The sequence below is a fragment of the Mycobacterium sp. 1423905.2 genome (assembly GCF_001673155.1).
Taxonomy (GTDB): domain Bacteria; phylum Actinomycetota; class Actinomycetes; order Mycobacteriales; family Mycobacteriaceae; genus Mycobacterium.
In genome coordinates this window covers 16,145-29,171 of sequence record NZ_LZLE01000135.1, presented here as the reverse complement: position 1 = coordinate 29,171, position 13,027 = coordinate 16,145, and the positions used below count along the sequence as shown (strand labels likewise).

13 protein-coding genes are annotated in these 13,027 nt (G+C 64.5%); 2 read left to right on the top strand and 11 right to left on the bottom strand.

The features are described 5' to 3' along the window. From A9W95_RS27470 to A9W95_RS07730, 4 genes are all read right to left on the bottom strand, one after another. The coding region (locus A9W95_RS27470) for a hypothetical protein (protein WP_216638143.1) at positions 1–218 on the bottom strand (218 nt) is incomplete at its 3' end. A 111-nt stretch (positions 219–329) separates the two neighbouring features. Further along, positions 330–1,373, bottom strand: coding sequence for a 4-hydroxy-2-oxovalerate aldolase (gene dmpG / locus A9W95_RS07740; protein ID WP_067410430.1), 1,044 nt, complete (start codon positions 1,371–1,373; stop codon positions 330–332). Beyond that, on the bottom strand, positions 1,370–2,287 hold the full coding sequence (locus tag A9W95_RS07735) for an acetaldehyde dehydrogenase (acetylating) (protein WP_067410427.1): 918 nt from the start codon (positions 2,285–2,287) through the stop codon (positions 1,370–1,372). Before A9W95_RS07735 ends, dmpG begins: the two co-directional genes overlap by 4 nt. A 233-nt stretch (positions 2,288–2,520) precedes the next feature. After that, a complete protein-coding gene (locus tag A9W95_RS07730; RefSeq protein WP_067410425.1) occupies positions 2,521–3,306 on the bottom strand; it encodes a 2-keto-4-pentenoate hydratase in 786 nt (261 codons plus the stop codon). A 72-nt stretch (positions 3,307–3,378) separates the two neighbouring features. Between A9W95_RS07730 and kstD the strand changes: the two genes are divergently transcribed. Beyond that, entirely contained in the window at positions 3,379–5,058 is a 1,680-nt protein-coding gene (gene kstD / locus A9W95_RS07725; protein ID WP_067410432.1) for a 3-oxosteroid 1-dehydrogenase, read from the top strand. A gap of 1 nt (position 5,059) precedes the next feature. Continuing rightward, entirely contained in the window at positions 5,060–5,920 is an 861-nt protein-coding gene (locus A9W95_RS07720) for a MaoC/PaaZ C-terminal domain-containing protein (RefSeq protein WP_067410422.1), read from the top strand. Between the two features lie 59 nt (positions 5,921–5,979). On the opposite strand, the gene A9W95_RS07715 is transcribed toward A9W95_RS07720, so the two are convergent. The 7 genes from A9W95_RS07715 to A9W95_RS07685 form a co-directional block, all read right to left on the bottom strand. Then, on the bottom strand, positions 5,980–6,825 hold the full coding sequence (locus A9W95_RS07715; protein WP_067410420.1) for an endonuclease domain-containing protein: 846 nt from the start codon (positions 6,823–6,825) through the stop codon (positions 5,980–5,982). Positions 6,826–6,947: 122 nt separating this feature from the next. Beyond that, positions 6,948–8,108: a lipid-transfer protein gene (locus A9W95_RS07710; RefSeq protein ID WP_067410417.1), complete on the bottom strand. Its 1,161-nt coding sequence runs from the start codon at positions 8,106–8,108 to the stop codon at positions 6,948–6,950. Continuing rightward, on the bottom strand, positions 8,109–8,510 hold the full coding sequence (locus A9W95_RS07705; RefSeq protein ID WP_067410415.1) for a MaoC family dehydratase: 402 nt from the start codon (positions 8,508–8,510) through the stop codon (positions 8,109–8,111). Next, positions 8,507–9,460, bottom strand: a complete 954-nt coding sequence (locus A9W95_RS07700; RefSeq protein WP_067410412.1) for a bifunctional MaoC family dehydratase N-terminal/OB-fold nucleic acid binding domain-containing protein — start codon at positions 9,458–9,460, stop codon at positions 8,507–8,509. Before A9W95_RS07700 ends, A9W95_RS07705 begins: the two co-directional genes overlap by 4 nt. After that, positions 9,457–10,620, bottom strand: a complete 1,164-nt coding sequence (gene fadE29, locus A9W95_RS07695; protein ID WP_067410409.1) for an acyl-CoA dehydrogenase FadE29 — start codon at positions 10,618–10,620, stop codon at positions 9,457–9,459. The genes A9W95_RS07700 and fadE29 overlap by 4 nt, the downstream gene beginning before the upstream one ends. After that, entirely contained in the window at positions 10,605–11,624 is a 1,020-nt protein-coding gene (locus A9W95_RS07690) for an acyl-CoA dehydrogenase family protein (protein ID WP_067410406.1), read from the bottom strand. The genes fadE29 and A9W95_RS07690 overlap by 16 nt, the downstream gene beginning before the upstream one ends. 16 nt (positions 11,625–11,640) lie before the next feature. Then, positions 11,641–12,894: a cytochrome P450 gene (locus tag A9W95_RS07685; protein ID WP_067410403.1), complete on the bottom strand. Its 1,254-nt coding sequence runs from the start codon at positions 12,892–12,894 to the stop codon at positions 11,641–11,643. Between the last annotated feature and the right edge of the window lie 133 nt (positions 12,895–13,027).

Sequence of the window (13,027 nt, the reverse complement as noted above, 5' to 3'; positions counted from 1 at the left end):
GCGCCGCTGGTGCCGGCCGCGCCGTTCCCACCGGCGCCACCGTTACCGCCATTGCCGACGTTGCCGCCGTCACCGCCGCCGCCACCGCCGCCGCCGCCTGGTTTGGCGTGGGCGACCGGCGTGGCGAAACCGATGGTGGGCTCGCCGAGCGGGTTAACAGCGAGTACGCAAAGCGCGGCCAGCATCGATACCCAAATCGCAAGCTGCTTCGTCTTCATAATCCACCCCGTGGGAAGTCTCTATCGCTAGAGAGCCCCGACCCGTACTCGCCATCTTATCGCAGTCGGGATTTGCTGGAATTTCAGCGAAGCGAACGCCGGTTGGCGCCACTACGTCGAGGTGACGGCGCTACCTTCTTGCTCGCGCTTGATCTCCAGAGCGATGTCGATGAGCTGGTCTTCCTGACCGCCGATGAGCTTGCGCTGCCCGGCCCGGTGCAGAAGTTTGTGGGCGGGGACGCCGTAGCGCTCGGATTGCCGGACGGCGTGCTTGAGGAAGCTGGAATAGACCCCGGAATAGCCCATGATGAGGGCGTTGCGGTCCAGTAGGCACTCGGCCGGCATGGCCGGGGCGACGACTTCTTCGGCGGCGTCGGCGATATCGAAGAAGTCGATCCCGGTCTTCACGCCGATCTTGTCGAACACGCCGATGAGCGCCTCGACGGGTGCGTTGCCGGCACCGGCGCCGAACCGGCGGCAGGAGCCGTCGATTTGCTTGGCCCCCGCCCGCACTGCTTCGACTGAGTTGGCGACGCCGAGGCCGAGGTTCTCGTGGCCGTGAAAGCCCACCTGGGCGTCGTCACCGAGTTCGGCGACCAACGCCGACACCCGATCGGCCACGCCCTCCAGAACCAGGGCGCCGGCGGAATCGACGACGTAGACGCATTGGCATCCGGCGTCGGCCATGATGCGCGCTTGGGCGGCCAGCTTCTCCGGCGGGATGGTGTGGGCCATCATCAGGAAGCCGACTGTCTCCAGGCCCAGTTCGCGAGCCAGCCCGAAGTGCTGAATCGACACATCGGCCTCGGTGCAGTGGGTGGCGATGCGGCAGATCGAGCCGCCATTGTCTTGCGCTTCCTTGATGTCTTCTTTCGTGCCCACGCCGGGCAGCATCAAGAACGCGATCTTGGCTTCCTTGGCCGTCTCGGCGGCCAGCTTGATCAATTCCTGCTCCGGGGTTTTGGAAAAGCCATAGTTGAACGACGAGCCGCCGAGCCCGTCGCCGTGGGTCACCTCGATCACCGGCACGCCCGCGGTGTCGAGCGCGGCCACGATCGCACCGACTTCGTCCTTGGTGAACTGGTGCCGCTTGTGGTGCGACCCGTCGCGCAGCGAGGTGTCGGTGAGCCGGACGTCCCAGATATCGGTGCTCATCGCGCGCCTCCTACCGCCTCAGACAGCGTCTCTTTGGCGATCTCCTCGCCCACTTTCGTGGCCGCGGCGGTCATGATGTCGAGATTTCCCGCGTACGGCGGCAGGTAATCACCGGCCCCCTCGACCTCGACGAAAGTGGTGACCACGGCGCGCCCACCCGAGTGCAACGACGGCTCGTCGAACTGTGGCTCGTTGAGCAGCCGATATCCCGGGACGTAGGTCTGCACCTCGGCCACCACCTCATGGATGGACTGGGCCACCGCGTCACGGTCGGCGTCTTCAGGAATGGCGCAGAAGATGGTGTCGCGCATGATCATTGGCGGGTCGGCGGGATTGAGAATGATGATCGCTTTTCCGCGCTCGGCTCCACCAATGGTTTCGACGCCGCGCGAGGTCGTCTTGGTGAACTCGTCGATGTTGGCCCGCGTGCCAGGCCCGGCCGACACTGAGGCGACCGACGCGACGATCTCGGCGTAGGGAACCTCGACCGCCCGCGAGACGGCGTACACGATGGGAATGGTGGCCTGGCCTCCGCAGGTGATCATGTTGACGTTTGGCGCATCCAGATGTTCCCGCAAGTTGGCCGGCGGGATGACCGCCGGACCAACGGCGGCCGGCGTCAGGTCGATGGCACGGATCCCGGCCTCGGCGTACTTGGGTGCCGCGGCCTTGTGCACGTAGGCGCTGGTCGCTTCGAAGACCAAATCCGGTTTCTCCGACTGCGCCAACAGCCAGTCGACGCCTTCATGCGTGGTCTCGAGACCGAGTTTGCGAGCTCGGGCCAGGCCTTCGCTTTCCGGATCAATACCGACCATCCAGCGTGGCTCCAGCCAGTCCGATCGCAACAGCTTGTAGAGCAGATCAGTGCTGATGTTGCCCGACCCGACAATGGCCACACTCGCCTTCGATGGCATGTGCACGCCTCCTTATCCCGATGGTCGCGACCCGCTGCGCCCGGCTTCGCCGCGCTTGCGATCGCTGTTTTCTTTTGTTCGCGACCCGCTGCGCCCGGCTTCGCCGCGCTTGCGATCGCTCTTCAATTTTTTGTTCGCGACCCGCTGCGCCCGGCTTCGCCGCGCTTGCGATCGCTGTTCAATTTTTTGTTCGCGACCCGCTGCGCCCGGCTTCGCCGCGCTTGCGATCGCTGTTATTCGAACGACAACCGCACCGAACCCAAACCCGCGAAGTCGGCGACGAATTCATCACCGGCCGAGGCGTCGATCGCCCGCGTGCAGGATCCGGGAAGCACAACATCACCGGCCTTCAAGCGCACACCAAAACTCTCCACCTTGCGAGCCAGCCACGCCACTGCCGTGACCGGATTGCCCAACACTGCATCGCTGCGGCCTTCGGCGACGACCTCTCCATTGCGGGTCAACACCGCGTCGATGGTCTTGACGTCGATGTCGGCCGGCGACACCCGCGCCTTGCCCAACACAAAACCCGCCGACGACGCATTGTCGGCGATGGTGTCGCACAGGGCGATCTTCCAATCGGTGATCCGGGTGTCGATCAGCTCGATCGCGGGCACCAGCGCTTCCGTGCCGGCCAGCACGTCCTCTTCGGTGCAGCCGGCGCCGGGCAGGTCCGTCGCGAGAATGAAGCCGACTTCCACCTCGACCCGCGGATAGAGGTAGTTGGCCGCCTTGACGGGGTTGTCTTCGAATACCTGCATCTCGTCGAGTAGGTGTCCGTAGTCGGGCTCGTCGACGCCCATCATCTGCTGCATCGCCTTGGACGACAGGCCGACCTTGTGCCCAAGCACGCGGGCGCCTTCGGCGACGCGCTGACGAATATTGATCAGCTGGATCTCGTAGGCGTCGACCACGTCGATGTCGGGGTGCGCGGCGGTCAGCGGGGCGATTGGTTCACGGCTGCGCTCGGCTTGCGCCAAGTCCGCGGCCAGCTCGTCGCGGGTGGCCACACTGAGCATTCGCCGAAGTCCCCTCGTTCGTTTGACCGGGCCAGTAGCGCCCGACCCGGGCAATTCTATAACGTGTTCTACATGACAGCACAGGCGTACGACGTCGTCGTGATCGGGAGCGGCGCCGCGGGCATGGTGGCTGCCTTGGCTGCCGCGCACCGGGGTCTCTCGACAGTAGTGATCGAGAAGGCTCCCCACTTCGGTGGCTCGACCGCACGCTCGGGCGGTGGCGTCTGGATTCCCAACAACGAAGTCCTCAAGAAGGCGGGCGTCACCGATTCCCCGGAAGCGGCCCGCACCTACCTGCACGGCATCATCGGTGACGTCGTCGAGCCGGAGCGCATCGACACCTACCTCGATCGCGGACCCGAGATGTTGTCGTTCGTGCTCAAGCACACGCCGCTCAAAATGTGCTGGGTGCCCGGTTACTCGGACTACTACCCCGAAGCCCCGGGTGGGCGTCCAGGCGGACGCTCAATAGAGCCAAAACCGTTCGACGCCAAAAAGCTTGGCCCCGACTTGCCCTATCTGGAACCCGCCTACAGCAAGGTTCCCTTGAATGTTGTTGTGCTGCAGCAGGACTACGTGCGATTGAATCTGCTGAAGCGTCACCCGAAAGGTCTGCTGCGTAGCTTGCGAGTCGGCGCGCGCACTTTCTGGGCCAAGTCGACGGGCAAGAGCCTGGTGGGCATGGGCCGGGCGCTGATAGCCCCGCTGCGAATCGGACTCCGCGAGGCGGGTGTGCCTGTGCTGCTCAATACCTCACTGACCGACCTGCACGTGGAGGACGGCGTGGTGCGCGGTGTGTATGTCGAGGACAAGACCGCCGAGAACGCCGAGCCGCGCTTGATCCGGGCTACCAAGGGTGTGATCTTGGCGTCGGGAGGGTTCGAGCGCAACGAGCAGATGCGGGTCAAGTACCAGCGCGCGCCCATCAACGCCGAGTGGACGGTGGGAGCGGCGGCCAACACGGGCGACGGAATTGTCGCGGCGGAAAAGCTCGGTGCTGCTTTGGAATTGATGGAAGACGCCTGGTGGGGACCAACCATCCCACTGCCCAACGGCCCGTGGTTCGCCCTCTCGGAACGCAACGCACCCGGTTCCATCATCGTCAACTCCAGCGGTCAGCGCTTCATGAACGAAGCATTGCCCTATGTCGAGGCCACGCACCGCATGTACGGCGGCATCCATGGGCAGGGACCCGGTCCCGGCGAGAACCTTCCCGCCTGGATGATCCTCGACCAGCAATGCCGGGACCGGTATCTGTTCGCCGGTCTGCAAGGCGGGCAACGTTTCCCGCGTAAGTGGCTGGAGCAGGGAGCGGTGATCGTCGCCGACACCATTCCCGAACTGGCTGCCAAGATCGGCGTCGACGCCGACGGCCTGCAACAGACGGTAGTGCGGTTCAACGGCTTTGCGCGCAGCGGTGTGGACGAGGATTTCCACCGCGGCGAGAGCGCCTACGACAAGTACTACAGCGACCCCACCAACAAGCCCAACCCGAGCCTGGGCGAGTTGACCCATGCGCCTTACTACGCGGTGAAGATGGTGCCCGGCGACTTGGGCACCAAGGGCGGTGTCCGCACCGACGTCCATGCCCGGGCACTGCGCGACGACGGCAGCATCATCGAAGGACTTTATGCCGCAGGCAATGTCAGTTCGCCGGTGATGGGGCACACCTATCCGGGTCCGGGCGGGACGATCGGACCAGCCATGACCTTCGGCTACCTTGCTGCCCTCCACATCGCCGGAGCACGCTGACATGCCGATCGACGTCGAGGTCGCGCTGGCCGCGGAGTTGGACCCGATCGAATTCTCTTGGTCCAGCAGTGATGTGCAGCTCTATCACCTGGCGTTAGGTGCCGGGAAGGATCCGATGGATCCTCGTGAGTTGCGCTACCTCGTGGACGACACGCCACAGGTGCTGCCCACCTTCGGCAATGTGGCCGCCACCTTCCACGCCACCAAGCCGCCCACCGTGCAGTTCCCCGGCATCGACATCGAGCTGAGCAAGGTGCTCCATGCCAGCGAACGAGTGGAAGTGCCCGCGCCGCTGCCACCTTCGGGTTCGGCGCGGGCCGTGACTCGTTTCACCGACATCTGGGACAAGGGCAAGGCAGCGGTCATCTGGAGCGAAACCACGGTATCCGCGCCGGACGGCACGCTGCTGTGGACGCAGCGGCGCTCGATCTTCGCCCGCGGCGAGGGCGGGTTCGGCGGTGAGCGTGGTCCGTCTGGGTCGGACGCGGCGCCGGACCGGGCACCAGACCTCGAGGTCGCGATGCCGATTCTGCCTCAGCAAGCGCTGCTCTACCGGTTGTGCGGAGACCGCAACCCGTTGCACTCGGACCCCGCATTCGCCGCTGCCGCCGGCTTTTCCCAGCCAATCCTGCATGGGCTGTGCACTTACGGCATGACCTGCAAGGCGATCACCGACTCATTGCTGGACGGCGACGCGACGGCGGTCGGCGCCTACGGTGCACGCTTTGCCGGGGTGGCATACCCCGGCGAGACGCTGCAGGTGAACATCTGGAAAGAAGACGGCCGCTTCCTGGCCGGCGTCGTCGCGCCCGCACGCGACAACGCCGTCGTCCTCAGCGGCGTCGAGTTGATCCCGGCATAGCCGGCCCTCTCCCCGCGCCGAGTGTGCGGCTAGCCGCACACTGGCCACCCGGTGTGCGGCTAGCCGCACATTCGCCGAGCCAGCGCCTCCCTTACCCTGCCGACGATCTCGGCCGGCCGATCACCAGCGAGCACCCGGATCACAATCCAGCCGAGCCGCTCGAGCTTTTCTCGTCGCCGACTATCCCATTGGTACTGCCGCTGATCGGTTCGATGTTGTTCGCCGTCATACTCGACCGCGACTTTCACGTGGGGCCACCCCATGTCGAGGTAAGCGAATTCTTGGCCGAACTCGTCGCGGACCGGAATCTGCGTTTGCGGTCGGGGCAATCCGGCTTGCACCAGAATTATCCGCAGCCAAGATTCTTTCGGTGATTGCGCACCGGCGTCGAACAGGTCGACCGCCCGGCGCGCCCGCACAATACCGCGCCGCCCGGGGTATCTCAGTGAGAGGAGTTCCACATCAGCGGCTTTGAGGTCGGTGGCGCGAGCCAGCGCGTCGATGGCCGCCACGGCCGACGTCGTCGGGAGCCAGCAGCCCAGATCCAGTGCGGTCCGGACCCGCGAAGTGACCGGCATACCGGCCAGCACGTCGACCTCGTCGTCCTCGAAGCGGTCGCGGTGCGTCTGAACTCCCGCCGGCCGACGCCGGTTGTCGTGCAACAGGTCTACGACCTGAGCGTCGTCTACCCATCGGCTCCCGTGCAGCGCCGCGGCCGAGAATCCTGCGACCACACCTCGACGACCGCTCCATAACCAGCCAGCTTTCGCACGGGTCTCCGCCGTCACAGCAACTTGACGCGCCACGTAGACGTCCGGGAACAACCGGCGGTACCGCGTAGCCAGATCAGCCTTGGTCAGCTCGCCTGCAGCGACGACTTCACTACCGATGAAAGGCTCGTACACGACGGCAGCGTCGCACTTAGTGCCACCTGCGTCACTTCACTGGGCCTCGACTGTGAGGCTGGCCGCACACTCGACACCGAATGCGCGGCTAGCCGCACACTCGGCGGGGAAAGAGGGCCGCGCTAGCCCAGGATCAAGGCCGAGGTCGGCACACCCGTACCGGCAGTCACCAGCACATGCTCGACATCGGGCACGGGGTTGACCGACGTACCACGCAGCTGACGAACCCCCTCGGCGATTCCATTCATGCCATGGATGTACGCCTCACCGAGTTGGCCACCGTGGGTGTTGATGGGTAACCGACCGCCCACTTCGATAGCACCGTCGGCAACGAAATCCTTCGCCTCACCACGACCGCAGAACCCCAACTCCTCCAACTGAATCAAGGTAAAAGGGGTGAAGTGGTCGTAAAGCACCGCGGTCTGAATGTCGGCCGGCGACAGCCCCGACTGCTCCCACAATTGCTTGCCCACCAGACCCATTTCGGGTAGGCCGTCCAACTCGGGCCGGTAGTAGCTGACCATCGTGTACTGATCGGGGCTCGACCCTTGCGACGCCGCTTCGATGACGGCCGGACGGTGCTTGAGGTCGCGCGCCCGTTCCACCGACGTCACGACGATCGCCACCGCGCCATCGGTCTCCTGACAGCAGTCCAACAGCCGCAACGGCTCGGCAATCCACCGCGAATTCTGATGATCCTCAATGGTTATGGGCTTTTCGTAGAAGTACGCCTTCGGATTCTTCGCCGCGTGCTTGCGGTCGGCCACCGACACCGCGCCGAAGTCCCGGCTGGTCGCACCCGACAGGTGCATATACCGACGAGCGATCATCGCCACTTGAGCCGCCGGCGTCGAAAGGCCATGCGGGTAGGAGAACGAGTTGTCCACTCCGGTGGAGTCGGCGTTCTCGGTGAGCCGGGTCTGCACTTGGCCGAACCGCATACCCGAACGTTCGTTGAAAGCCCGGTACGCCACCACCACGTCGGCAATGCCGGTCGCCACCGCCATCGCGGCATGCTGGACGGTCGCACACGCCGCGCCGCCGCCGTAGTGGATCTTCGAAAAGAACTTCAGCTCACCGATTCCCGCCGCGCGCGCCACGGCGATCTCGGTGTTGGTGTCCATCGTGAAGGTGGTCAGCCCGTCGACGTCGGACGGCGAAAGCCCCGCATCATCTAAGGCGTCGCGTACCGCCTCGGCCGCCAACCGCAATTCGCTGCGGCCGGAGTTCTTCGAGAAATCAGTGGCACCGATACCGACAATTGCCGCCTTACCGGACAACACTTAGGCGTCTCCAATCGTCAGCGTCACCGTGGCGATGACGTGATCGCCAAGGCTGTTGCGGCCGAACACTTTAACCGTGATGACACCGTTCTCGACGGCGGTGACCTCACCGGAGAACGTCACCGTGTCATAGGCGTACCACGGCACTCCCAGCCGCAGCCCGATCGACTTGATCAGCGCGGACGGTCCGGCCCAATCGGTGACGTACCGCTGCACCAGCCCGGTGTCGGTGAGGATGTTGACGAAGATGTCCTTGGAGCCCTTCGCGATGGCCTTGTCCCGGTCGTGATGAACATCCTGGAAGTCCCTGGTAGCCAACGCCGTCGAGATGATGAACGTCGGATCTCCGTAGAGCTTCAGCTCGGGAAGTTGCATACCGACTTCGACGGTCGGGGCGCTCATGCGTCCGGCTCCCAGGCGTAAAGGCTCCACTCCGGGCCCGACTCGCCGGCCGGGAAGTCGATATACGTTGCGCGCACCGGCATCCCGACCTCTACTTGGGCGTGGTCGACGTTACGCAGCTCCCCGAGCATCCGCACGCCTTCTTCGAGCTCCACCAGGGCGATGACGAAAGGCAGTGTGCGCCCAGGAACCTTCGGTGCGTGGTGCACCACGTAGCTGAACACCTTGCCCTTGCCGCTGGACACCACGTAGTCGATCGGTGCTGCCGGGTCCTGCCACACCGCCGGCACCGGCGGGTGCTGGAGGCTGCCGTCGTCGCGCTTCTGGATTCGCAGTTCGTGCGCCTTGACGCCGTCCCAGAAGAACGCCGTGTCGCGTGACGAAGACGGACGCATCATCGCGTCAGGGTCCAGGTCTTCGGGCACCGTCGACGCGGCCGACTGCGACTCGCGCGGCTTGAATTTGAGGATGCGCCAGTTCATCTCGGCCACGTCTTCGTCACCAACGCGCCAGATGATGTGTTGGTTGACGAACCAGCCCTCGCCCAGCGCGGTCTGCTTGGGGCCGACGACATCACCCATCTCGGAGGTGATGCTGACTTCTTCACCGGGCCGCAGATAGCGGTGATAGGTCTGCTCGCAGTTGGTGGCGACCACCCCGATGTACCCGGAGTCGTCGAACAGCTTCATGATCGGACCCAGCGGGTCGTCGGTGGGACGCTGACCGCCCAGGCCGAACATCGTCCACACCTGAATCATCGCCGGCGGCGCGACAATTCCCGGATACCCGACGGCACGGGCTGCGTCCTCGTCGACGTAGATCGGGTTGCGATCGCCAATGGCTTCGACCCAGTTGTTGATCATCGGCTGGTTCACCGGGTCGCGTCCGGCGCGCGGTTTGGCCGCACCCGCCGCCTTGATCTCGGCGACGGCGTCCTGGATGTCTGTCATCGAGGCACCCTGGGCACTTTGAGGCCCGCGGCGGCGATCATCTCCCGCATGACTTCGTTGACTCCTCCACCGAAGGTGATGACGAGGTTGCGTTTGGTCTGCGAGTCCAGCCACTCGAGCAGCTCGGCGGTGTCCGATTCGGCCGGGTTGCCGTATTTGCCGACGATCTCCTCGGCGAGCCGCCCGACGTACTGGACCCGCTCGGTGCCAAAGACTTTCGTCGAGGCGGCGTCGGCGACGTTGATGTCCTCCCCTGCCGCGGCCACCTGCCAGTTGAGCAGCTCGTTGATCCGCCAGATGGCATGGATCTCACCGAGCGCGCGTTTGACATCGTCGCGGTCGATCGGGGTGATCCCGTCACCGCCCGGCTTGGATGCCCACGCATGCACCCGGTCGTAGATACTGGCGAATCGGCCCGCCGGGCCCAGCATCACCCGCTCGTTGTTGAGCTGGGTGGTGATCAGCCGCCAGCCGGCGTTCTCTTCACCGACCAACATGTCCACGGGCACCCGCACATCGTTGTAGTAGGTGGCGTTGGTGTGGTGGGCGCCGTCGGACAAGATGACCGGGGTCCACGAGTAGCCCGGATCCTTCGTGTCGACGATGAGAATGGAAATGCCCTTGTGCTTGACGGCTTCCGGGTCGGTGCGGCAGGCCAACCAGATGTAGTCGGCATCGTGTCCGCCGGTGGTCCACATCTTCTGGCCGTTGACGATGTACTCGTCGCCCTGACGCACGGCGGTGGTACGCAGTGAAGCGAGGTCGGTGCCGGCCTCGGGTTCGCTGTAACCGATGGCGAAGTGCACTTCACCCGCCAGGATGCCGGGCAGGAACTTCTTCTTCTGCAACTCGCTGCCGAACTGCTGCAGCGTGGGACCAACCGTCTGCAGCGTGACCGCGGGCAGGGGCACGTCGGCCCGGTGCGCCTCGTTGACGAAGATCTGTTGCTCGATCGGGCCAAATCCATGTCCGCCGAACTCTTTTGGCCATCCGACGCCGAGCATGCCGTCTTGACCCATGCGGCGGATGACCGCGCGGTAGGCCGCGCCGTGGCGGTCCTTCTCCATCTCTTTCATCTCGTCGGACGAGATGAGGTTGGAGAAATATTGCCGGATCTCGGCCTGCAGCTGTCGCTGCTCCGGAGTCAGTTCGATGAACATTGCGCTCCCACCAGCTCGAGACGATGCGAAGGGCCGCCCAGCAAGCGGGTCAGGTCCTTGATCGTGGAGTAGTACCGGTGCATGGGATAAGTGATATCCATGCCCATACCGCCGTGCAGGTGATGACAGGTCTGCATCACCGGCGGAGCCTGCGAGGAAACCCAATATCCCAACACGTCTAGGTCGTCGTCCGCGTCGCGCCCTTCAGCCAGCCGCCAGACCACCGACTTGGCTACCAAATCGATTGTGCGCGAAGCAATGTAGACCTCCGAGAGCTGCGCGGCGACCGTCTGGAAGGTGGATAGCGGTTTGCCGAACTGCTTGCGGTTGGCCACATAATCGGCCGTCAACCGCAGCGCCCCCGCGACCAGCCCGTCGGCGTACGCGCCAACCATGGCCAATACCAACTGGTTTACCCGGCGCGGCTGCGCGCCGGCAAGCACATCGGAATCAGCAACCGCCACGTCGCTGAAGGTCACCGTGTACTCGTCGGAACCGTTGGACGTCGGGGTGTGGACCAGTCGCACACCGTCCGCCTTGGGTGACACGACCACGACCGCGTTGTCCGCGGTGACCAGCATCCAGTCCGCCTGCTCGGCATATCCCACACCGACTTTGGTGCCGGATAACCGGCCGTCGGCGAGGGTGGTCGACGGCCGGTCGGACAGCGCCGCGCCGGGTTCGTTGAGCGCCGCGGTGAGCACCGACCCCTTGGCGACTCCGGCCAGATAGCGGTCCTGCTGCTCCTCGGAGGCCAAGTCCAGCAGGGGCACCACCGCCAGACCCAATGTCGCCAGCGCCGGCGTGATGGCGCCGTGCCGACCCAACTCGGTGAGCACCGTGGCCACCTCGGGCAACCCCACCCCGTCACCTTCGAGGCGCTCCGGGACGGGCAGCGCCGCCACGCCCCCTTCGACGAGCGCGGTCCAGGTGTTGTCGCGGTTGAGCACCGATGTCACGACATCGGCGACAGCCTGTTGTGTCGCAGTGAGATTGAAGTCCATCGTCAGTTCGGATCCGTCAGTGCGCGACCGGACACTTGCCGGTGTAGTCGACCTGCCAGTGCTTGATGCCGTTGAGCCAACCGGACCGCAATCGCTCGGGCTTGGAGAGCGGCTTGAGGTCGGGCATGTGGTCGGCGACGGCGTTGAAGATGAGGTTGATGGTCATCTTGGCCAGGTTCGCGCCGATGCAGTAGTGCGCCCCGGTGCCACCGAATCCGACGTGCGGGTTGGGGTTTCGCATGATGTTGAACTGGAACGGGTCCTCGAAGACCTCTTCGTCGAAGTTGGCCGAACGGTAGAACATGATGACGCGCTGGCCCTTTTTGATCTGAACCCCGGAAAGTTCGTAGTCCTCCAGCGCGGTGCGCTGGAAGCAGGTGACCGGCGTGGCCCAGCGGACGATCTCGTCGGCGGCGGTCTCGGGCCGCTCCTTCTTGTACAGCTCCCACTGGTCAGGGAAGTCGGCGAAGGCCATCATGCCCTGGGTGATGGAGTTTCGCGTGGTCTCGTTACCGGCCACCGCGAGCATCACCACGAAGAAGCCAAATTCGTCGTCGGAGAGCTTTTCGCCATCGATGTCGGCCTGGATCAGCTGGGTGACGATGTCGTCTCCCGGGTTCTTGGACCGCTCCTCGGCCATCTTCATCGCGTACATGATGAGTTCAGCCGACGACATCTTCGGGTCGATGTGGGCGTATTCCGGGTCGTCGTTACCCGTCATCTCGTTCGACCACTCGAACAACTTGCCGCGGTCCTCCTGCGGCACCCCGAGCAGGCCCGCGATGGCCTGCAACGGCAGCTCGGCCGACACCTGCTCGACGAAGTCTCCGGTGCCCGCGGCCACCGCCTCCTGGGCGATCTTCTGGGCGCGCTCGTGCAACTCGTCGTGTAACCGGCCGACCGCACGGGGTGTGAAGCCGCGAGAGATGATCTTGCGCAACCGGGTGTGGTGTGGCGCGTCCATGTTCAACATGACGAATCGCTGCACCTCGATATCCTCGCGGGCGATGTCGTTGTTGAACCGGGGGATCACACCGTTTTCGTAGCTGGAGAAGACGTCACTGCGCCGCGAAACCTCTTTGACATCGTTCAGCTTGGTGATTGCCCAGAAGCCGCCGTCGTGGAACCCACCGCAGTTGTTCGGGTCCTGTTCGTTCCACCAGATCGGGGCTGTCGCCCGCACTTCGGCAAACTCTTCGACTGGGATCCGCTCCGTGTAGATGTCGGGGTCGGTGAAGTCGAAACCGGGCGGAAGATTAGGGCTGGGCACGCTGGTTCTCCTTACTACAGTCTGCACTGACTGGGTTACGTGTCACGATCCCAGGACACTAGCTGTCCTAGTGATGCTCTGATGCCAGTAAAACATGCCTCCACCGCAGACAAAAGGCGACGAAGCATCCTCG

What these genes read in the sequence shown, in the direction of transcription:
- dmpG (WP_067410430.1), bottom strand. Translation starts at nt 1,373, where the DNA reads ATGAGCACCGATATCTGGGACGTCCGGCTCACCGACACCTCGCTGCGC.
- A9W95_RS07735 (WP_067410427.1), bottom strand. Translation starts at nt 2,287, where the DNA reads ATGCCATCGAAGGCGAGTGTGGCCATTGTCGGGTCGGGCAACATCAGC.
- A9W95_RS07730 (WP_067410425.1), bottom strand. Translation starts at nt 3,306, where the DNA reads ATGCTCAGTGTGGCCACCCGCGACGAGCTGGCCGCGGACTTGGCGCAA.
- kstD (WP_067410432.1), top strand. Translation starts at nt 3,379, where the DNA reads ATGACAGCACAGGCGTACGACGTCGTCGTGATCGGGAGCGGCGCCGCG.
- A9W95_RS07720 (WP_067410422.1), top strand. Translation starts at nt 5,060, where the DNA reads ATGCCGATCGACGTCGAGGTCGCGCTGGCCGCGGAGTTGGACCCGATC.
- A9W95_RS07705 (WP_067410415.1), bottom strand. Translation starts at nt 8,510, where the DNA reads ATGAGCGCCCCGACCGTCGAAGTCGGTATGCAACTTCCCGAGCTGAAG.
- A9W95_RS07700 (WP_067410412.1), bottom strand. Translation starts at nt 9,460, where the DNA reads ATGACAGACATCCAGGACGCCGTCGCCGAGATCAAGGCGGCGGGTGCG.
- fadE29 (WP_067410409.1), bottom strand. Translation starts at nt 10,620, where the DNA reads ATGTTCATCGAACTGACTCCGGAGCAGCGACAGCTGCAGGCCGAGATC.
- A9W95_RS07690 (WP_067410406.1), bottom strand. Translation starts at nt 11,624, where the DNA reads ATGGACTTCAATCTCACTGCGACACAACAGGCTGTCGCCGATGTCGTG.